The sequence below is a fragment of the Streptomyces sp. NPDC090077 genome (assembly GCF_044747545.1).
Taxonomy (GTDB): Bacteria; Actinomycetota; Actinomycetes; order Streptomycetales; family Streptomycetaceae; genus Streptomyces.
This window is the reverse complement of sequence record NZ_JBIVEG010000004.1, coordinates 158705-178911: the sequence shown is the minus strand read 5'-3', so window position 1 is coordinate 178911 and position 20207 is coordinate 158705. Positions and strand designations below refer to the sequence as shown.

At 74.4% G+C, this 20207-nt stretch carries 17 protein-coding genes and 1 pseudogene; 5 read left to right on the top strand and 13 right to left on the bottom strand.

Annotated elements, in window-relative coordinates:
• Positions 1-43: 43 nt before the first annotated feature.
• Genes ACIPW5_RS09495 through rpmG form a run of 3 tightly spaced genes read right to left on the bottom strand, consistent with a single transcriptional unit; the run spans position 44 to position 1631 of the window.
• On the bottom strand, positions 44-1186 hold the full coding sequence (locus tag ACIPW5_RS09495) for a CobW family GTP-binding protein (protein WP_401242630.1): 1143 nt from the start codon (positions 1184-1186) through the stop codon (positions 44-46).
• A complete protein-coding gene (locus ACIPW5_RS09490) occupies positions 1183-1431 on the bottom strand; it encodes a type B 50S ribosomal protein L31 (RefSeq protein ID WP_401242628.1) in 249 nt (82 codons plus the stop codon). Before ACIPW5_RS09490 ends, ACIPW5_RS09495 begins: the two co-directional genes overlap by 4 nt.
• Before the next feature lie 35 nt (positions 1432-1466).
• Positions 1467-1631: a 50S ribosomal protein L33 gene (rpmG, locus tag ACIPW5_RS09485; protein WP_133895600.1), complete on the bottom strand. Its 165-nt coding sequence runs from the start codon at positions 1629-1631 to the stop codon at positions 1467-1469.
• A gap of 69 nt (positions 1632-1700) precedes the next feature.
• On the opposite strand from rpmG, the gene rpmB reads away from it, so the two are divergent.
• Both rpmB and rpsN read left to right on the top strand, forming a co-directional pair.
• The gene (gene rpmB / locus ACIPW5_RS09480) at positions 1701-1937 is read left to right on the top strand and encodes a 50S ribosomal protein L28 (RefSeq protein ID WP_401242625.1); all 237 of its coding nucleotides are present in this window, start codon (positions 1701-1703) and stop codon (positions 1935-1937) included.
• Positions 1937-2242, top strand: coding sequence for a 30S ribosomal protein S14 (gene rpsN, locus ACIPW5_RS09475; protein ID WP_401242624.1), 306 nt, complete (start codon positions 1937-1939; stop codon positions 2240-2242). Before rpmB ends, rpsN begins: the two co-directional genes overlap by 1 nt.
• A gap of 222 nt (positions 2243-2464) precedes the next feature.
• Here rpsN and ACIPW5_RS09470 read toward each other — a convergent pair whose 3' ends face one another.
• Positions 2465-3733: a cation:proton antiporter gene (locus ACIPW5_RS09470; RefSeq protein ID WP_401242621.1), complete on the bottom strand. Its 1269-nt coding sequence runs from the start codon at positions 3731-3733 to the stop codon at positions 2465-2467.
• A 6-nt stretch (positions 3734-3739) separates the two neighbouring features.
• A complete protein-coding gene (locus tag ACIPW5_RS09465) occupies positions 3740-4210 on the bottom strand; it encodes a cation:proton antiporter regulatory subunit (protein WP_401242619.1) in 471 nt (156 codons plus the stop codon).
• A gap of 257 nt (positions 4211-4467) precedes the next feature.
• On the opposite strand from ACIPW5_RS09465, the gene ACIPW5_RS09460 reads away from it, so the two are divergent.
• Both ACIPW5_RS09460 and ACIPW5_RS09455 read left to right on the top strand, forming a co-directional pair.
• Positions 4468-5421 carry a HAMP domain-containing sensor histidine kinase gene (locus tag ACIPW5_RS09460; protein ID WP_401242616.1) on the top strand — a complete coding sequence of 318 codons (954 nt, stop codon included), beginning with the start codon at positions 4468-4470 and terminating at the stop codon, positions 5419-5421.
• Positions 5418-6083: a response regulator gene (locus tag ACIPW5_RS09455; protein ID WP_401242614.1), complete on the top strand. Its 666-nt coding sequence runs from the start codon at positions 5418-5420 to the stop codon at positions 6081-6083. The genes ACIPW5_RS09460 and ACIPW5_RS09455 overlap by 4 nt, the downstream gene beginning before the upstream one ends.
• On the opposite strand, the pseudogene ACIPW5_RS09450 reads toward ACIPW5_RS09455, so the two are convergent.
• Positions 6050-8196, bottom strand: a pseudogene (locus ACIPW5_RS09450) (SpoIIE family protein phosphatase). The gene ACIPW5_RS09455 and the pseudogene ACIPW5_RS09450 sit on opposite strands and share 34 nt — an antisense overlap.
• A gap of 199 nt (positions 8197-8395) precedes the next feature.
• Here ACIPW5_RS09450 and ACIPW5_RS09445 point away from each other — a divergent pair.
• Positions 8396-10327, top strand: coding sequence for an ABC transporter permease (locus ACIPW5_RS09445; RefSeq protein WP_401243135.1), 1932 nt, complete (start codon positions 8396-8398; stop codon positions 10325-10327).
• Positions 10328-10344: 17 nt separating this feature from the next.
• On the opposite strand, the gene ACIPW5_RS09440 is transcribed toward ACIPW5_RS09445, so the two are convergent.
• From ACIPW5_RS09440 to ACIPW5_RS09410, 7 genes are all read right to left on the bottom strand, one after another.
• Positions 10345-11112, bottom strand: coding sequence for an HAD hydrolase family protein (locus tag ACIPW5_RS09440; RefSeq protein WP_401242612.1), 768 nt, complete (start codon positions 11110-11112; stop codon positions 10345-10347).
• The gene (locus ACIPW5_RS09435) at positions 11112-12287 is read right to left on the bottom strand and encodes a type IV pilus twitching motility protein PilT (protein WP_401242609.1); all 1176 of its coding nucleotides are present in this window, start codon (positions 12285-12287) and stop codon (positions 11112-11114) included. Before ACIPW5_RS09435 ends, ACIPW5_RS09440 begins: the two co-directional genes overlap by 1 nt.
• Entirely contained in the window at positions 12269-16114 is a 3846-nt protein-coding gene (locus tag ACIPW5_RS09430; protein ID WP_401242606.1) for a hypothetical protein, read from the bottom strand. The genes ACIPW5_RS09435 and ACIPW5_RS09430 overlap by 19 nt, the downstream gene beginning before the upstream one ends.
• Positions 16111-16635: a prepilin-type N-terminal cleavage/methylation domain-containing protein gene (locus ACIPW5_RS09425; RefSeq protein ID WP_401242605.1), complete on the bottom strand. Its 525-nt coding sequence runs from the start codon at positions 16633-16635 to the stop codon at positions 16111-16113. Before ACIPW5_RS09425 ends, ACIPW5_RS09430 begins: the two co-directional genes overlap by 4 nt.
• Complete coding sequence (locus tag ACIPW5_RS09420; RefSeq protein ID WP_401242602.1) at positions 16632-17072, bottom strand: type II secretion system protein; 441 nt, start codon at positions 17070-17072, stop codon at positions 16632-16634. The genes ACIPW5_RS09425 and ACIPW5_RS09420 overlap by 4 nt, the downstream gene beginning before the upstream one ends.
• The gene (locus ACIPW5_RS09415; protein WP_401242600.1) at positions 17069-18280 is read right to left on the bottom strand and encodes a type II secretion system F family protein; all 1212 of its coding nucleotides are present in this window, start codon (positions 18278-18280) and stop codon (positions 17069-17071) included. Before ACIPW5_RS09415 ends, ACIPW5_RS09420 begins: the two co-directional genes overlap by 4 nt.
• Before the next feature lie 75 nt (positions 18281-18355).
• Positions 18356-20182 (bottom strand): GspE/PulE family protein, encoded by a 1827-nt coding sequence (locus tag ACIPW5_RS09410; RefSeq protein WP_401242597.1) that lies wholly within the window; start codon positions 20180-20182, stop codon positions 18356-18358.
• Positions 20183-20207 lie beyond the last annotated feature (25 nt).

Sequence of the window (20207 nt, the reverse complement as noted above, 5' to 3'; positions counted from 1 at the left end):
CTTGAGGTCGTCGGGTCGTCGGGTCGTACGGGTCTTGCAGGTCCTACGGGACGGGGTCGAGCAGGGCGTCGAAGGCGGCGGGGAGGGACTTCCACGCCTCGGGTCCCGCCGCGTACTCGGCATCGGTGAGCAGGCAGGACTCCAACAGCCGCTCCAGGCCGTCCCGGTCGAGGCCGGGGGAGGTGAAGACGAGGTGCTGGCAGCAGTCGCCGTGGTCGGAGTGCCAGTCCAGGGAGGCCGCCGCCCTGCGCACCGGCGGGACCAGTTCCCAGGCGGCGTCCGGCAGGGACGCCAGCCAGGGCCCGGCGTTCTCCACGCACAGGGCGCCGCCCGCGGCGTCCCAGGCGAGGAGGGTGTCGGGCCGGTCGGCGAGCCAGAAGCGGCCGCGGCTCCGGGCGGCCGCGCAGCAGAGGTCCTCCAGGGCCCGGTACAGGCGCTCGGGGTGGAAGGGGCGGCGGCGGTGCCAGACCAGGGTGCTCACCCCGGCCTCCTCCGCCTCCTGGGGCAGCAGGGCGCAGGCCGGGTGCTGGGCGGCGGCCGCAGCCTCCACGTCGAACCCGGTGAAGGCCAGGGCCGCCAGCTCGCCGGACCCGCAGTCCACCCGCCGGGCGGTCGGGTGGAGCTGGGCCAGCAGGGCCAGGTCCTCCTCGTCCGCCCCACCGCCGTCGACGAGGGCCAGTACGGGTGCGTACTCCAGCTGCCGCGCCCAGGTGTCCCCGACGGTCCGCCGGTCCGTGGCGGCCGCCGCGAGGCCCGCGTCGGCCAGGTCGTCGCCGTTGGCCAGGTAGGGCAGCACCAGCGCCGGGTCCACCGCGGTCATCACGCAGGTGAGGTCGAGCAGGCCGGCGCCGTGCGCGGCGACCACCTCGGCCATCGCCCTCGGCTCGACGGAGTCCCACAGTTCGACGACGGCCAGCCGGGTCAGGCCCCCGTGGGCCAGCCGTTCCAGCTCGGGGACCAGGTCCTCGCGGAGCGCGCAGCAGGCGCAGTCGTTGACGAGGGGCGTCTCGCCCCGGGACAGCTCGCCCGAGGCGTCGCGCACCACGCGCCGCACGGTGCCCCGGGCGGCCGGGGCCAGGTCGTGGTGGAGGGCGACGCTGCCCGGGACGGTGTGCAGCAGGCGGTCCACGACCTCCTTGCGGGCGTCGGAGTGGAGTCCGCCGACGATCACGACGGGCAGGGTCACGCCGTGCTCCCGTAGCGGCGCTGGAAGCGTTCGACGCGTCCGGCGGTGTCCAGGACGCGGGCGGTGCCGGTGTAGAAGGGGTGGCTCTGCGAGGAGATCTCCACGTCGATGACGGGGTAGGTGTGGCCGTCCTCCCACTCCACCGTCTTGTCGCTGGTGGCGGTCGAGCGGGTGAGGAAGGCGAAGTCGGCGGCCTTGTCGCGGAAGACGACGGGGCCGTAGGCGGGGTGGATCCCGGGCTTCATGGCGGTGTCCTTGGGTCGGTGGGGGAGGGCGGGGGTCAGCGTTCTTCGCGGAAGTCGACGTGCCGGCGGACCACCGGGTCGAACTTGCGCAGCACCATGCGGTCCGGGTCGCTGCGCCGGTTCTTGCGGGTGACGTACGTGTAGCCGGTGCCGGCCGTGGAGCGGAGCTTGACGATCGGGCGTACTTCGTTGCGTGCCATGCCGCTACTATACGGGAATGGAAATCATTTCCAATAACCGCTTCCGTTCAGAGAGGGGCAGGTAGCACCATGTCCGCCCACTGCCAGCTGACCGGCGCCCGTCCGGGCTTCGGCAACAACGTCTCCCACTCGCACCGGCGCACCTCCCGCCGCTTCGACCCCAACGTCCAGCGCAAGCGCTACTGGCTGCCGAGCGAGGGCCGGCACGTCCGCCTGACCCTGAGCGCGAAGGCGGTCAAGACCGTCGACGTCATCGGCATCGAGGCCGCAGTGGCCCGGATCCGCGGCCGGGGGGTGAAGGTCTGATGGCCAAGAAGAGCAAGATCGCGCAGAACGAGAGGCGCAAGGCGGTCGTCGCGCGGTACGCGGCCCGGCGCGCCGAGCTGAAGGAGGTCCTGCGCAGGCCCTCCTCCACGGAGGCCGAGCGCGGCGCGGCGCGGGCGGAACTGCGCGGGCAGCCCCGCGACGCGAGCGCCACCCGGGTGCGCAACCGGGACGCCGTGGACGGCCGGCCCCGCGGACACCTGCGGAAGTTCGGCCTCTCGCGGGTCCGGATGCGCGAGCAGGCCCACGCCGGCCTCCTGCCTGGGGTCACCAAGTCGTCCTGGTGACGGGAGCGCGCGGGCCCGCGTCTCCCGTGGGGGGACGCGGGCCCGCGCGGGTACCGCCTAGGCCGTCTCTTTCGGATTTTGCCGGTTGAGCCCGCGTCGTCCGGTGCCGTGCATCGGCGCGTTGGCGGGGCGCCCTTGTACTGGACGTACTCGGGTGCTCCGCCAACGCGGCGAGGTGCGGTGCCGGGCGGCGCGGGTCAGGCTAGATCCGGAAGAGACGGCCTAAGCGCGGCCGGCCGGATCCTGGGCCTGGGCCCGGTCGTCGAGCTCCTCCGGGGACTCCGGGGACTCCGTCCGGGACGGCGCCGCGGCCGGGGCCGGACCCGTCCGGGAGCGGCGGCGGGCGCCCGCCCAGGCGGCCACGGGTTCGGTGTAGCGGGCGGTCAGCGGGCCGACCACCACGAGGATCAGCACGTACGCGGTCGCGAGCGGGCCCAGCGCGGGCTCGATGCCCGCCGTCACCGCGAGGCCCGCGATGACGATCGAGAACTCCCCGCGGGCCACCAGGGTGCCCCCGGCCCGCCAGCGCCCCCGGACCCCGACGCCGGCCCGCTTCGCCGCCCAGTACCCGGTGGCGATCTTCGTGCCCGCCGTGACCACCGCGAGGGCGAGCGCGGGCAGCAGCACGGGCGGGATGCTCGCGGGATCGGTGTGCAGGCCGAAGAAGACGAAGAACACGGCGGCGAACAGGTCCCGCAGCGGGCTCAGCAGCGTGTGAGTGCCTTCGGCGACCTCCCCGGAGAGGGCGATGCCGACGAGGAACGCGCCGACCGCGGCGGAGACCTGGAGCTGCTGGGCGATACCTGCGACCAGCAGGGTCAGGCCGAGGACGACCAGGAGGAGCTTCTCGGGGTCGTCGCTGGAGACGAAGCGGGAGATGTGGCGTCCGTAGCGGACCGCGACGAACAGCACTGCTCCGGCGACGCCGAGGGCGATGGCCAGGGTCGCGCTGCCGGCGGCGAGGCCGACCCCGGCCAGCAGGGCGGTGACAATCGGCAGGTAGACCGCCATCGCCAGGTCTTCGAGCACCAGGACGGACAGGATCACGGGGGTCTCGCGGTTGCCGACCCGGCCCAGGTCGCCCATCACCTTGGCGATGACCCCGGAGGAGGAGATCCAGGTGACCCCCGCCAGCACCACGGCGGCGACCGGACCCCAGCCCATCAGCAGCGCCGCCACCGCGCCGGGCACGGCGTTCAGCGCGAAGTCGACCAGCCCGGCCGGGTACTGGGTTTTCAGGTTGGAGACCAGGTCACTGGCCGTGTACTCCAGACCCAGCATCAGCAGGAGCAGGATCACGCCGATCTCGGCGCCGATCGCGACGAACTCCTCGCTCGCCCCCATGGGCAGCAGCCCGCCGGTGCCGAACGCCAGCCCGGCCAGCAGGTAGAGCGGTATCGGCGAGAAGTGGAAGCGGCCGGCGAGCCTGCCCAGCAGACCCAGGCCCAGGATGATCGCACCGAACTCGATCAGGAAGAGGGCGGAATGCACGGGCGGTCACTCCCGTCCGAGTATGGAGGCGGCGGCCTCGACGCCCTCGCGGGTGCCGATGACGATGAGGGTGTCCCCGCCCGCCAGGCGGAAGTCCGGCGCCGGCGAGGGGCGGGCCTCCGCCCGGCGCAGCACGGCCACGACCGAGACGCCCGTCTCGGTCCGCATCCGGGTCTCGCCCAGCACCCGGCCGTTCCAGTACGAGTGCGCCGACAGCTCGACCCGCTCGGCCACCAGCCCGAGATCCGTGGTGTGCAGGAGGTTCGGGCTGTGGTGGGCGGGCATCAGGGCGTCGATCAGCGAGGTGGTCTCCGCCGCGGTCAGGTGCAGCGACTGCGCGCACGCGTCGGGGTCGTCCGCCCGGTACAGGTTCACCGTCCGGGTGCCGTCCCGGTGCGCGACCACGGACAGGTGGCGGTGTTCGCGGGTGGTGAGGTCGTACTGGACCCCGATGCCGGGCAGTGGCGTGGTGCTCATCCGTGGAGCAGGCACAACTGTCCCCCCTCGTCTTCGTTCCGTACGTGACGCCGCTGCGGCGGACCCGCGGTCTCGGGCAGGAGACGGCCGCTCGGCGCGGCCCATCGTGCCACTTTTCCGTTGCCCGAAATATGGGTGCCGGCACGGATGGACAGCGGCCTTCCGCTGGCGTGAGGATCAACCGGGGAAGTAGGTTCTGTCGCAGGTCAGAGCAGTCGGCGGCAAGGCCGGGGGACCGGTGGGAAAGGCGTGTGGCCGTGTCGTTGTACTGGCGGATCTTCCTGCTGAACGCCTGTGTCCTGGCCGTCGCGGTGGCCCTGCTGCTGGGCCCGGTCACCGTCTCCACACCGGTCCTGTTCGGCGAGGCGCTCGTGCTCCTCGGCGGGCTGGCCGCGATGCTGGTCGCCAACGCGGTCCTCCTCAGGGTCGGCCTGGCCCCGCTCGCCCGCCTGAACCGGGCCATGGCCACCGCCGACCTCCTCAAGCCCGGCACCCGCCCGGCCGTGACCGGCGGCGGGGAGACCGCCGCGCTCACCCGGACGTTCAACGCCATGCTCGACCGGCTCGAAGCCGAACGGGCGGCCAGCACCGGCCGGGTGCTGACCGCGCTGGAGGCCGAACGCCGGCGCATCGCCCAAGAGCTCCACGACGAGATCGGCCAGACCCTCACGGCCGTCCTCCTCCAGCTCAAGTACGCCGCCGACCGTGCCCCCGAACCCGTCCGCACCGACCTGCACCAGGCCCAGGAGACCACCCGCGCCAGCCTGGACGAGATCCGCCGCATCGCCCGCCGCCTGCGCCCCGGCGTCCTGGAGGAACTCGGCCTCCACAGCGCGCTGCGCTCCCTGGCCGCCGAGTTCACCACCCCGGGCCTCGGCGTGACCGCGCACATCACCCCCGGCCTGCCCCACCTGGACCCGGCGACCGAGCTCGTCCTCTACCGCGTCGCACAGGAGGGCCTGACCAACGCCGCCCGCCACTCGGGTGCCACCCGCGTCGAGGTCCACCTGCGGCGACTGCCGCACGGCGGCGTCGGCCTGCTGGTCCGCGACGACGGCACCGGCACCGGCGGCGCCCCCGAAGGCGCCGGCATCCAGGGCATGCGCGAACGCGCCCTGCTCATCGGCGCCGAACTCTCCGTCGGCCCCGGCCCGCACGGCGGCACCCAGGTCCGGCTCGAAACCCCCGACACCCCGAAGGCCGCCCCATGACCCAGCCGCAGGCCGGACCGGCCCGCATCCTGCTCGCCGACGACCACACCCTCGTCCGCCGCGGCGTACGCCTCATCCTCGACGCCGAACCCGACCTGACCGTCGTCGCCGAAGCCGCCGACGGCGCCGAAGCCGTCGCCCAGGCACGCAGCCTCGACATCGACCTGGCCGTCCTCGACATCGCGATGCCCCGCCAGACCGGCTTGCAGGCCGCCCGGGAACTCGCCCGGATCCGGCCCGGACTGCGGATCCTGATGCTCACCATGTACGACAACGAGCAGTACTTCTTCGAGGCCCTGCGGGCCGGGGCCTCGGGCTACGTCCTCAAGTCCGTGGCCGACCGCGACCTCGTCGAAGCCTGCCGCGCAGCCCTGCGGGACGAACCCTTCATCTACCCCGGCGCGGAGACCACCCTCATCCGCACCTACCTCGACCGGGCCCGGTCCGGCGGCCCGATCCCGGAGCGGCCCATCACCGAGCGCGAGGAGGAGATCCTCAAACTCGTCGCCGAAGGGCACAGCTCCAAGGAGATCGGCGACCTCCTCGTCATCAGCCCCAAGACCGTCGAGCGCCACCGCGCCAACCTCCTGCAGAAACTCGGCCTGCGCGACCGCCTCGAACTCACCCGCTACGCGATCCGCGCCGGACTGATCGAGCCGTAGCCGTCCCCGTCGCCGCGGGCGGGCGGGCAGGGCCGTACCTCGGCGATCACGAGGGCGACGTCGTCGGCCGCGTCACGGTGCCGCAGGGCCGCCAGGAGCCGGTCGCAGGTCTCCTCCGGCGGGAGGAGCGGATCGGCGAGGAGGCGCAGGAGCAGGTCGAGGCGGTCGTCCAGGGCGTCGTCGCGGGTTTCGACGAGGCCATCGGTGTACAGGACCAGCCGGTCGCCGGGGAGCAGGTCGAGGACGGTGTTCTCGAAGCCGGCGCCGCCGAGGCCGCCCGTGCCCAGCGGTACGCCGGCGGGCAGGTCGACCAGCGAGGGGGCCCGCCCGGACCGGACGACCACGGGCGGCGGGTGGCCGGCGAGGGCAACGCGGCAGCGGGACAGCCGGGGGTCCCAGGTGGCGTACACGCAGGTCGCCATGGTCCCGTCGAGTTCGGCGGTGATGTGGTCGAGGTGGCGCAGCACCCGGGCCGGGTCGAGGCCGAGGTCCGCGAGGGTGCGGGTGGCGGTGCGCAGCTGTCCCATGGTGGCGGCGGCGTGGACCCCGTGCCCCATGACGTCGCCGACCACGAGCGCGGTCCGGTCGTCCGGCTGCGGGATCGCGTCGAACCAGTCGCCGCCGATCCCGCTGGCGGCCGCCGCCGGCTGGTAGCGGTAGGCGATCCGCAGGCCCGCCGCCCGGGGCGGCGGATGCGGGAGCAGGTGGCGCTGGAGGGCCAGGGCGGTGTCGGCGGCGTGCTGGTACCAGCGGGCGTTGTCGATGGCGACGGCGGCACGGGTGGCCAGCTCGCGGGCCAGGGCGACGTCGTCGTCGCCGAACGGCTGCGGATTGCGGGTGCGCAGGAGGCCGAGGGCGCCGAGGACCTGGCCCCGGGCGGTGAGGGGAACGGCCAGGTAGGAGTGCGTCCCCTCCGCCGCGAGGACGCCCGCGGCGTCCGCGTTCCGTGCGATGTGCTCCAGGTCCGGCCCGGCGACGTGCGCGACCAGGGCGGGACGCCGGGTGCTCACGCAGCGGGTGACCAGGCGCTCGGCCGGATACGTGATGCGCTCGCCCACCGGGTCCGCGGCGCGGACCGCGTCCGTCTCGTAGGACGCGGCCACCGCGAGGGCCACGAAGAGCGCCGGCTCCGCACGGGAGCCGGGGGCCGTCGCCACGCTGCCCTCCAGGACGGAGTCGAGGACGTCGACCGAGGCGATGTCGGCCAGGTCCTCCACCACGAGTTCGGCGAGCTCGCGGGCCGTGCGCCCCACATCCAGGGTGGTCCCGACCGTCACCGACGCCCGGGCGACGAGGTCCAGGCGGCGGCGGGCCGCGGCGGCCTCCCGGGCCGCGCGGTGACTGTCGGTGACGTCCACGACCACCAGGGCCACGCCGATCACCCGCCCGCCGGGGTCCTCCAGCCGGTAGTACGAGCCCGACCAGGCGTGCTCCTCGTGCGGATCGGCCGGGGTGCGGCCGACGCCGTACTGGTCGAGCAGCGGTACGCCGGTGTCCAGGACCTGGCGCATGGAGGCTTCGATCGTGTCCGTGTCGAGGAAGGGCAGGGCCTCGCGGGGCGTGCGGCCCAGGTGCTCCCCGGCGGTCAGGCCGTTGATCCGTTCCAGCGTCGGGTTGACCAGGACGTACCTCAGGCCGGTGTCCAGCACCGCCAGCCCGAGCGGGGACTGGGCCACCAGCGGCACCGACAGGGCCAGATCCCGTTCCACGCCCCGCAGGACCGCTTCGTCGCAGGCGATCCCAGGGCGTACACGCCGCCGCCCGCGTCCTGCAGCCGCATGTTGCGGAACTCGGCGAGCCGGGTGGAGCCGTCCTTGTGGCGCACCGGGAACACGCCCGCCCAGGCCCCGCCACCGGCCATGACCTTGGCGAACAGCTCCAGCACGAGGCCGACGTACTCGTCGGAGACCAGCAGTTCGGCGGCGTAGCGGCCCAGCGCCTCCTCGGCCGGCCAGCCGAACAGCTCCTGCGCCTGGGGGCTCCACAGGGTGATCCGGCCCTCGGCGTCCAGCACCACCGCGGCCACGCTCAGGACGTCCAGCAGGCCGCCGGCCTCGGCGGGGACCATGCCGACGGGACCGGCTCCGGCCCGGAACGTCTCGGACGCGACCATGACCGGACCTCCTTCGCCCCGGCGACGCGAGCGCGTTCCCTCCAGAATCGCACCTGCGGCCCACCGGGTCGATGTGACGGGCAGGCGCGGCCGCCACGGCATGCCACGTGCTGCCGATGTGCGAGGACATGGTCACATGGCAGTGGACCTGACCGGGGCGGTCACCGCCCCGCCCGATTCCAGCCGAGGACCGTCCCCCATGCTCCGTGGCCGCCGCATCTCCGGCACACGTCCCTCCATCGCGCTGGCCCTGCCCGCGCTGCTGGCCATCGCGTTCCTGCTGCTGCCGCTCCTCGGCATCCTGGTCCGCACCCGGTGGAGCGAGCTCGGCACCCACCTGACCAGCCCGGGCGTCGTCGAAGCGCTCAGGCTGTCGCTGCTGGTGTCCTTCGCGGCACTCGGCCTGTCCCTGGTCCTCGGCGTGCCGCTGGCGTGGCTGCTGGCCCGGGTGGACTTCCCCGGGAAGACGCTCGTACGGTCCCTGGTCCTGCTGCCGATGGTGCTGCCCCCGACCGTCGGGGGCGTCGCCCTGCTCCTCGGATTCGGCCGGCGCGGACTGCTCGGCCCGTGGCTGGAGGACACCTTCGGGATCGTCTTCCCCTTCCACACCTCCGGTGCGGTGCTCGCCGCGACCTTCGTGGCGATGCCGTTCCTGATCATCAGCCTGGAAGGCACCCTCGCGGGCCTCAGACCCGCCTACGAGGAGACGGCCTCCTCCCTGGGCGCCTCCCCGGTCCGGGTGTTCTTCACCGTCACCCTTCCGATGGTCGCCCCCGGGCTCGCCGCCGGGGCGGCCCTCGCGTGGGCCCGTGCGCTCGGCGAGTTCGGCGCCACGATCACCTTCGCCGGGAACCTGCCGGGCGAGACCCAGACCCTGCCGCTCCAGGTGTACCTGCTCCTCCAGGACGCCCCCGAGGCCGCCACCTCCGTCTCCCTGCTCCTGCTGGCCATCGCCATGGGCGTGCTGATCGCGCTCCGGGGCCGCTGGACGGGCTCGGCCGGCCGTCCCCGCGCCGCCACCGCCACCGCCAAGCCGGAGCCGGCCGCCGCCGTCCTGGCCACCACCGAACCGCAGGCGCCGCCGCCCGCGACCGAGCCCTGGCCGCTGCACGCGGAGGTGACCGGCTTCAACGAGCTGACCCTGGACGCCGAGCCGGGCACCACCATCGCCGTCGTCGGCGAGAACGGCGCGGGGAAGACCACCCTGCTCCGGGCCCTCCTGGGCCTGACCCCGCGCGCCCACGCGGAACTCCGGCTCGGCGACCTCGACGTCACCGCCCTGCCCCCGCACAGGCGGCAGGTCGCCTGGGTCCCGCAGGACGGCGCCCTCTTCCCGCACCTGAACGCCCTCGCCAACACCGCCTACGGGCTCCGCGCCCACGGCATGGCGAAGGCCGAGGCCCGCACGGAGGCCCACCGCTGGCTGGACCGGCTCGGCGTCGGCCACCTCGCCCACCGCAGACCCGCCGAACTCTCCGGCGGCCAGGCCCAGCGCGTCGCCCTCGCCCGCGCCCTCGCCGCCCGGCCGCGCCTGCTCCTCCTGGACGAACCCCTCGCCGCCCTCGACCAGACCACCCGCGCCCACGTACGCCACACCCTGCGCCGGCACCTCGCCGGCTTCGGCGGCGTCTGCCTCATCGTCACCCACGACCCGGTCGAAGCGGTCTCGCTCGCCGACCGGGTCCTCGTCCTCGCCGACGGCCGCACCCTCCAGGACGCCCCGCCGTCCGAGGTCACCCGGCACCCGCGCTCCCCCTGGGTGGCCCGCATGCTCGGCCGCAACGCCTGGCCCTGCACCGCCACCCGTACGGGTCTCACCCTGGCGACCGGCGGGATCCTGGTCGCCGCCGACCCGCTCCCCGAAGGGGCCGAGGGGCTGGCGATCATCGCCCCCGAGTCGGTGTCCCTGCACCGGGACCGGCCCACGGGCAGCCCGCGCAACGTCTGGCCCGGCACCGTCCGGGAGATCACGGTCCTCGGCAGCCGCCTGCGGGTCCTGATCACCTCCGACCGGGTCCCCGACCTCGTCGCCGAGATCACCCCCCAGGCCGCCGCCGACCTCGCCCTCTCCGAAGGCGCCGAGATCTGGGCCGGCCTGAAGGCCACCGAGATCACCCTCGTCGCCCTCTGACCGCGGGCCGCGGACCGTCAGGCGACGGCCGTGCGCGCCAGCAGGGCTATCTCGGCCGCCACGGCCTCCGGGTCCGCAGCGACGGTGACGTGGGCGACGCCGTCCAGGGCGGGGTGCGTGCCCACGCGCACCCCCAGCTCCGCGTCCCGCAGGAGATCGAGGTCGTTGACGTCGTTGCCGAAGGCCACGTACGCGTCGATCCCGAGCGCCGCCAGGGCCTCCCGCTTCGTCGTCGAACCGGGGGCGAAGTCGACGATCCCCTCGTCGAGGTGGTGGTTGACCGTCAGCCCGAGCCGCCGGCCGGCCTCGGCGAGCGCCGCCATGTCCGACGCACCGACGACCAGGAACTTCGCGACGTCGGGCAGCTCGGCGAGGTCGACCCGGCGCGCGAGGTTCCCCTGGTCGACACGGCTCAGGATCGGATGGTCGTCGGGTCCGGTGTAGGCGTAGTCCCACGGCCCGTCCGCCAGGTAGGCCGCCCGGTACAGCCCGACCGCCTCCATCAGCGCGCCGAGCACGGCGGGCTCGAAGACGGCCCGTGCCCGCACCCGGCCGTCGACCGACAGGAGGCTGCCGTTGCCGCCGATCAGCGTGGCCGACGGAAAGGATCCGCCGAGTACGGGCAGGAGGTCCCGGACGGGCCGGGCGGACGCGAAGACCACGTGGTAGCCCACGCGTTGGCACTCGCCGACCGCCGCGAGGATGCGGTCGTCCACCGTCGTTCCGTCGAAGCAGAGCGTGCCGTCGATGTCGAACACCACGGTACGGGCAGCAGGATTGATCATCATCCGATCGTATCCGCGCCGAACGGTCGGACGCGGCCCGCCGGGACGGCCGGGACGGGCGGCCGGTGGAGCTCCGCCGGGTGGGCCGTGTGCAGCACGGCTTCCTCGTAGGAGACCGTGCCCGCCCAGACGAGGGCGTTGATGCCGGTCTCCAGGGTCTGCATGCCGTCCCGTTGGCCGGTCGCGATCAGGTTGCGGATCTGGCGGGTCTTGCCCTCGCGGATCAGGTTGCGGACCGCCGACGTGCCCACCAGCACCTCGAAGGCGGCCACCCGGCCCCCGCCGGTCCGGGGGATGAGCGTCTGGTTGAGGACGCCGACCAGGGTGTGCGCCAACTGCAGCCGGACCTGCGGCTGCTGCTCGGCCGGGAACACGTCGACGATGCGGTCCAGCGTCTGCGACGTGTCGTTGGTGTGCAGGGTGGCGAACACCAGGTGTCCGGTCTCGGCGATGGTCAGGGCCGCGGAGATGCTCTCCGGGTCGCGCATCTCGCCCAGGAGCAGGACGTCGGGATCCTCGCGCAGGGCCGAGCGCAGCGCGTCGGCGAACGAGTCGGTGTCGGTGCCGACCTCGCGCTGGTTGACCGCCGCGCGCTTGTGCCGGTGCAGGTACTCGATCGGGTCCTCGATGGTGAGGATGTGGACCGGCCGATGCGTGTTGACGTGGTCGAGGAGCGCCGCCAGGCTCGTCGACTTCCCCGATCCGGTCGGCCCGGTGACCAGCACCAGCCCGCGCGGCACGCCCGCCCACCCGATGACGACCGGGGGGAGCCCGAGCTGCGCGGACGACGGCACGTCAAAGGGGATGATGCGCAGGGCCAGGGCCGAAGCGCCGCGCTGCACGAAGGCGTTCCCGCGCAGCCTGGCCTTCTCCCCCCAGCTGAACGCGAAGTCGACCTGCTTCTCCCGGCGGAACCGTTCCGTCAGTTCCCCGCCCAGCACCCCGGTCACCAGGCGGTCGGCCTCCGCCTCGGTCAGCGGGTCCCCCTCGACCGGCCGCAGGGCGCCGTCGACCCGCAGGAACGGCGCCGACCGGGCGGTGAGCAGGAGGTCGCTGCCGCCCCGCTCCCACAGCTCGCCGAGCAGGTGGTCGATGATCGCGGCGCTCGGCCCGGACATGGTGGCCTCCGAAGGGGTCTGCGGGTGCGGGTGCGTGCTCAGGGGAGGACCGTCCACTGCCTGACGGTGGCGGTGTGGCCGTCGAAGGACACGGCGGCCCTGACCAGCGGGCCGGACAGCAGGTCGATCCGGGCGCCGCCGAGATGTGCGGCCGCCCCGCCGCTCCCGGCGGTGACGGTGTAGGTGACGGTCAGCCCGGCCAGTTGCGAAGCCCGGGTCAGGCCGCACGCCGCCAGGTCGACCTGGTCGGTCACCGGGCCGCCCGAGCCGGGACGGACCGGTACGTCCCATGACGTGCCGGTACCGGTGCAGGTACTGCCGGGGAAGTCCGCCGACACCTTCACCGACGCCACGTCTCCGTCCTCGTGGTGCGCCAGCCGCAGGACGGCGTGGTCGAGGGTTCCGGCCACGGCCGGGGCAGGCCGGTCGTAGCCGCCGAACGTGAGCGACGCCCGGCCGCCGCCGGGGAGGGCGGCGTCCGCGACGTCGGCGGGCGCGCCGGGGGAGGGGGCCGGGAATCCGGTGGCCGCGGTGGCCGACGCCGGTTGCGCGAGCACGGCCGGATAGGCCGTGAACAGCACCGGCTCCGGCGGCACCCCGATCACGGGGCGGAGGTGTCCGGGGGCCGGCCGGATGCCGAGCGCGATGGTCCGGGCGATGATGCCGCGGGTGACCACCTGCGAGCGGACCCCGCCCATCGACAGGTCGACGGCGCCGGTCGGCGCGTAGACGGTGCCGTTGACCAGCAGGCGGCTGTGGTCGGTGGCCGTGTCGGCGCCGTCGGTGGACTTCAGCACCGGGCAGCCGCCGCCCGTGGTGAGGCAGCCGGACAGGGCTCTGACCGACGGGGCCCGGAACACGACGTCCAGCTCGACGCCGTCCAGCCGGGCGGTGGCTTCGGCGCTGCCCGTGCCCAGTCTCACCGCGTGGTCGACGGCGAGCCGCGCCAGCTGTTCCTCCCCGGTGACCCCGCAGCCGCCGAGGTCGACCACGTCGACACCGGGTGCGCCCTTGCGGACCGGCAGGGAGTGGTTCGCGTCGCAGGCGGTGCCGGTGCCGGAGACGGCCAGCACGGCCGCGGGCGGCTCCGCCGGCGAGGGCGGCGGGGCCGGCGGGGCCGGCGCGGGCCCGGCCGGGGTGGTGTCGTCCTCCTGGTGCGCCACGCGCAGCAGGACCTTGTCGATCACCGCCCCCGCGGGCAGCGGCAGCATCGCGAACGCGCCGAGCCGGATCGACGCCGACGGGGCGGCCGTGCCGAGCCGCGCCGTCGCGGCTGCGGCGTCCAGCGCCTGCGCGTTCTGCGGGTCGGCGAACGCCGCGGCGGCGGGCGTGGCGGTGCTGACCGCCTGGGTGGGGCGCACCGCGATCGGGGGCCGGTGGGCCAGTTCCAGGGTGACTCCGTCGAGCTGGGCGGTGGCGGCGGGGCTGCCGGCGCCGAGGGCGGCGGTGTACGTCACGACCAGACCGGCCAGCTGTGCGGGGTCGGTCAGCCCGCAGGCGGCGACCAGGTCCAGCGTGTCGGTGCCCAGGCTGCCCTGGCGGGTCGCGAGCTTCCGCGGGGTGGTGCAGGAGCGGGGCAGGCCGGGCCCGGCCAGGGTGACCGCGACCGCGGGGGCCGGCCCTCCTGCCGCCCCGGGGTCCTCGCGGTGCGCGACGTGCAGCAGGGCCCCGTCCAGGACCGAGCCGGGCGCCACCCCGGCGTCGTGACCGGCGAGGGTGATGGCGGCGGTCGGCGTCGTGACCGGGTCGAGTGCGGCGCGGGCCGTCTCGGTGCCGTCGATCGCCCTGGCGGCGGCCGCGGGGAGGAACGTCGTCGACTCCGCGCTCGCCGCCGGCCGGGACGGCGGCGGGTCGTGGACGACTTCGAGCCATACGCCGTCCAGGGAAGCGGTGCCCGCGGTGCCGCCCGCGTCCAGGGACGCGGTGTAGGTCGCGGTCAGGCCGGTCAGCTGCGCGGGGTCGCTGATGCCGCACGCCGTGAGGTCGATGCGGTCGTCGCCCGGTCCGGCCCGCGCGGCGAGCGGCAGGCCGGTGCAACGCCCGCCGCCGCCCGCGGGGGTGACGCTGATCCGGGGCGCCGCCGCGTCGCCGGTCTCCTGGTGGGCCACCCGCAGCACGGCGGAGCGGACCGTCGACCCGGGCGGCAGGGGCGGCTGGCCGTACCCGGCGAGGGTGACCGACGCGGACGGGGCCGCCGGGGTCAGTGCGGCGCCCGCCACCGCCGCCGGCTGTTCGCCGATCTCCAGGGCGTTGCGGGGGTCGGTGCCGGCCGCGGTGAACCCGGTCGACGCGGCCACGGCGGTCGGCTTGAACGTGGTCGGCGTGCGGTAGGAGACCTCCAGCCAGATGCCGTCCAGGCGTTCCGTGGCGGCGGTGCCGCCCGCGTCGAGGGCGGCGGTGTAGGTCACGGTCAGGCCGGCGAGCCGGGCCGGATCGGTGAGCCCGCACGCGCCCAGCAGCTCGATGGGGGGACCGGTGGCGAGCGCCGGGTGCCGGGGCAGCTCGTCGGTGCGGCAGGTGTCCGCGCCGACGGCGGTGGTGACCTTCACCGCGCCGGGGGCGGTCAGGTCGCCGACGTCCTCGTGCCGGACGTGCAGCGCCGCGCCGGTGACGACGGAGCCGGCCGGCACCCGGGGGGTGAATCCGGCGAACTGCACCGAGGCCGACCGGCGCCCCGCCGGGTCGAGGACGGCGTCGGCCGTGCAGTTCGCGGTGCCCGTCGGCCGCGCACACCCGGGCGGGGCCGCGCGTTCGCCGGCGGTGAGGGCGTGGCCGGGGTCGGTGAAGCCGGTGTTCGCGGCCACCGCCGTCGGCTTCAGCGCGTGCGACGCCTTCGGCGGCTGGACCCCGTACACCGCCACCTGCTGCGCGTCCGGGGTCACCGGGGCGCACAGTTCGGCGTGTCCGCGGTCGACCTGCAGCCGGCTTCCGCCGCCCATCACGATCTCGACGCCCTCGGGCCGCGGCGTGGCACAGCCGCCCGGAGCGGGCACGGCAGGACGGGCGGGGGCACCGGGGTCCCAGCCCGCCGGAGTGCCGCCGACCACGCTGACCGTGGGGTCGGCGACCGTCCAGACGCCGGCGGCGCCGGTGAAGGTGAAGTCGAAGTAGTACACGCCGGGCTGCAGCCACACCACGACGCCCGGGCAGGCGCCGCCGGTGAGACGGGTGAGCGCGCCGGCGTCGTCGTAGGAGCCGGGCTGGAGCCGCACCAGCCAGGCACCGGCGCCGGGGCACGCGGGCACGGTCCGCCGGACCGGGACGGCCGTGACGGGCGGGGCGTGGTCCGGGTCGGCGCCCACGGCCTGGTCCGCGGGAGCCGGCGGGGTGTCGTCGGCGCAGTCGTGCGCGTACGGCTCCTGGGTCGCGGGCAGTTCGGCCTGTGTCACGGCACGGGAGCAGGCGCCGACGGCGGACACGTCGCCCGACACCACCATGGAGGCGCCCGCGCCGGTGGTGATGCCCGTGTGGGAGAACACGCTGCCCTGCACGCGCACGCCGGGCGCGGTCACGTCGATGCCGTCCCCCGCCGCTCGGCCCAGGCTGAGCAGCGCGTCCTGGGGCTGGGTCGCGCGCGTGCTCGCGGCAGAGGCCCTGAGGGGGTCGCAGTGGACGGTCATCAGCCGGCCGTTGACCGGCGGGGCGGTGTAGTCGGCGCACGGGTTGCCCTGGCCGAAGTTCTGGATCGCCAGCTGGGTGGCACCGTCCGCGGCGTAGTCCCGCTTGCCCCGGTCGGCGTACGCGCCCGCGGCCTTCAGCCCCGTGCCGGCGAAGGACAGGACCGCCACGGTGACCAGGGAGACGACGAGGACGAAGGCCAGCGCGAGGACCAGGGCGGCGCCCTGCTCGTCGCGCGGGCGCAGCGGGTCCGGTCGGCCGGTCATGACGCGCTCGCCCGTCGGACGGCGGTGAGGGTCGTCGGGGGCGCGGCGGGGTCGCTCCGCACGGTCAGCGTTACCTCCATGGGCGAGGTGCAGGGGGTCCCGGCACCGCAGGTCAGGGTCACCGGGCCGGCCGGCGTGGGGTCGTCGAACCGGCCCAGCGACGTACTGACGACGGTTCCGCCGGTGCAGGTCACCCGGTTGAGGGAGCCGGTCGGCCGGTCGTAGGCGTAGACCACGTCGGTGCCGGGCCGGCCCAGGCGGACGATCACGTCGGCGACGCCGCAGGCGGGGCCGGTCGTGACCTCCTCCGCGCTCTGCACGTCGCCGTAGAAGTGGCGGCCGAGCGCGCCCAGCGCGCTGGTGGCCGCCACCCGCTTCCCGGTGTCCGCCGTGAACCGCAGTCCGAGGGTGATCGCCTGGGGGAGCACGACCGCGATGACGCCCAGGATGACGATCGCGACCAGCAGTTCGGTCAGGGTGAACCCCGACTCCGGGCGGCCGGAGGGCCGTTGGGCCGTCATGACAGCATCGACTCCCGCTTGACCACTTCGAGCCTCGCGTCCCCGACGGGGTGCGGGCCGGCCGTGCGCACGGTGAGCGTCACCTTCTGCACTCCGGTGTCGGCCGTCGGGCAGGACCGGCCGAACGCACCCACCCCGTCCCAGTACTCGATCTCGACGGTCACCGTGTACCCGGCCGGCGGTGCCGGGGTCTCGTACCCGCGGGCGCAGGGCGCGTACGGGGCGCCGACCACCTTCTCGGCGGCGCTGCGGGCGACCGCGTCGGCGCCGGTCACCTTCCGCTGCGCGGCGGAGCCGGCGACCGCGGCGCCGATGCCCCCGAGGACGGCCGTGAAGGCGACGCCGATGAGCACCACGGCGACGAGGACCTCGATCAGCGTCTCGCCCTCTTCGCCGCGGGGGAGCCGCGCGCGGCGCGCCGGGCCGGTGGCGGTCACTGGACCTCGACCTGGTTGTAGACGCCGTAGATGGCCGAGAGGAGGGCGACGGCCACGAAGCCCACGACGACCCCGACCACGACCACGATGGCCGGCTCGAACAGGCTGGTCAGCCGCTTGAGCTTGTGCTGCAGTTCCTTCTCGTAGAACTCCGACACGTTCTCCAGCTGGTCGTCGAGGGTCCCGGTCTCCTCGCCCACGCGCATCATCTGGGTGACCGCCCCCGGGAACAGGCCGGTGCGGGCGATCGGCCGGGACATGCCGCCGCCTTCGAGCATCTCCACCCGGGCCGTCCCGATGGACCGTTCGTACACCAGGTTGTTGGCGCCCGAGGCGGCCAGGGTGAGCGCCTGGGGGATGGGCACGCCGGCCTTGATCATCGAGGTCAGGATGCGGCAGAACCGTTCGATGGCCATGTAGCGGACCACGTCGCCGAGCACCGGCATGGCCAGCAGGAACCGGTCGCGCAGCATCCGTCCCCGCTCGGTCCGCAGTGCGGCGACCACTGCCGCGACGAGCGCGAGGAGCCCGCCGGCGAGGACCGGGTACCAGGCCGTGACGAAGTCGGTGAAGCCCAGCAGGATCCGGGTCGGCAGGGGCAGTTCCGCGTTGAAGGACTCGAAGAACTCCTTGAAGCGGGGCAGCACGAAGACGACGAGGACGAGGACGACGGCGACGGCCAGGACCATCACCAGGGCCGGATAGGTCAGGGCGGAGCGGATGCTGCGCCGGGCCTCGACGTCACGCTCGATGTAGCGGGACAGCTGGGCCATCACCACGTCCAGTTCACCGGTCGCCTCCGCCGAGCGCAGGACGGAGGTGTAGAACGGCGGGAGCGCCTTGGTGTGGACGGCCATCGCGGCGGCGAAGCTCTCGCCGAACCGCAGGGAGTCCATGACGTCGACGAGCACCTTGGCCAGCTTCTTGTCCTTGGTCTCGGCGCGGATGATCTCCAGGGCGTCCAGGAGGGGCACTCCGGCCTTGATGAAGGCGGCCATCTGGCGGGAGAAGTTGCTCAGCTCGACCAGGTCGACCTTCTCCGCGGTGAGTTCGAGCTGCAGCAGGCTGCGGCCGGCGGCCTTGACCGACTGCACCTCGTAGCCCTGGCGGGTCAGGCTGTCGGTCACGCCGTCGACGCTGGAGCCCTTGAGTACGCCGGTGGCCCGCTTCCCGTCCGGGCCGACGGCGACGTACTTGAAGGTGGCCATGCCGTTGCTCTCCTGGTGTGCGGGTGTGGGACGTTCGCGTCGTCGGTGTGCCGGTGCGGCGGCCGGCGCCGGGTCTCAGACCACGTACACGCTGGACATGATCTCGGCGATGGTGGTGGTCCCCTCCTCCACCAGGCGGACGCCCCCGTCCAGCAGGCTCTCCATGTGCTGCTCGCGGGCGGCCCTGCGCAGGCTGTCGACCGGGGCCCGTTCGACGAGCAGCCGCTTGACCGCGTCGCTCATCACGAGCAGTTCGAAGACGCCGATCCGCTCCTGGTAGCCGGTCCGGGAGCAGAAGTTGCAGCCCCGGCCCTGCCAGAACTCGGTGTCGGGCGATCCGCCGGCCTTCGTGAAGAACGCCAGCTCGTCGACGCCCGGCCGGTGGGGCTCGCGGCACTGGTCGCAGATCCGCCGTACCAGCCGCTGGCTGACCACCCCGGAGACCGTGGTGGTGATCAGGAACGGCTCGATGCCCATGTCGGCGTACCGGTGCAGTGCGGAGCAGGCGTCGGCCGCGTGGATGGACGACAGTACGAAGTGGCCGGTGAGAGCGGATTCGACGGCGATCCGTGCCGTTTCGGCGTCCCGGATCTCGCCGACCAGGATCACGTCGGGGTCCTGCCGGAGGATCGAGCGCAGGCCGGTCGCGAAGGTGATGCCCGCCTGGTCGTTGATCTGGATCTGGTTGACCGACGGGAAGACGTACTCCACCGGGTCCTCGATGGTGGTGATGTTGCGCTCGCTCTGGTTCAGCTCGCCGAGCGTGGCGTACAGGGTGGTCGTCTTGCCGCTGCCGGTCGGTCCGGCGCAGGCGACCATGCCGTACGGGGAGCGCAGCAGGGACGAGAACCGCTCGTAGGTCGTGGCGGGCATGCCGAGCTCGCCCAGCCGGAACAGCGTGCGGTTCCTGTCGAGCAGCCGGAGCACCGCCTTCTCGCCCCAGATGGTGGGGGTGGTCGAGACCCGGATGTCGACCGACCTGCCGTCGATCTCGGTGGCGATCTGCCCGTCCTGCGGGCGCCGCCGGTCGACGATGTTCATGTTGGCCATGATCTTGATCCGGCTGACCACGGACGGGCCCATGTTCTCGGGCAGGCTCAGCACGTCGTGCAGTGCGCCGTCGATGCGGTAGCGGACGCGGACCCGGTCGGCGTGCGGTTCGACGTGGACGTCCGAGGCCCGGTCGCGCAGGCCTTGGGTCAGCATGAGGTTGACCAGGTGCACGACCGGCGCGTCCTCGCTCACCACCCTGGCCCCGGCGCCCGCGTTGCGGCCGGTCTCGGCCGCCTCGAAGGCCTCGACCAGGCTGCCGACGCCGGCCAGCGCCCGGTAGGCGCTGTCGATCGAGCGCTTGATGTCCGAGGGGGCCGCGATCGCGAGGCGCACCCGGTCCGGTGCGACGGCCCGGCCCACCTCGTCGGGTATCCGCGGGTCGCCCGGGTCGCCCGCCGCGATCAGCAGCGTGCCCTCGGCCCGCCGTACCGCGACGACGCCCAGCGCGCGGGCGAGCACCTCCGGCACGCGGGCGGCGGCCTCGGGATCGGGCTCGCTCTGGCGCAGGTCGGCGACCGGGACGTCGAGCCGGACCGACAGCGCCTCGACGAGCGACCGCTCGTCGACCATGCCGAGTTCGAGCAGCAGGGCGCCGAGCCGCTTGCCGGACGCCGGCTGCTGCAGGAGCGCCTCGTCCACCTGTGCCGGGGTGAGCAGCCCGCGCTGCACCAGGAGTTCCCCGAGGCGCGGCCGGTCCTGTTCCGCGGACCGCGGCCGGTCCGCGCCGGACGCGGTGTCCGGGGCCGGTCCGCCCGCCGGAACCGCGGACGGCGCTCCGTCGGGCGGGGTGCCGTCCGCGTCCGCGGGGCCCGCCGCCGCGCGGCCCCGGAAGAGCCGGAGGTTCGCCATGGCACCCACCCCTTTCGCGCATCCG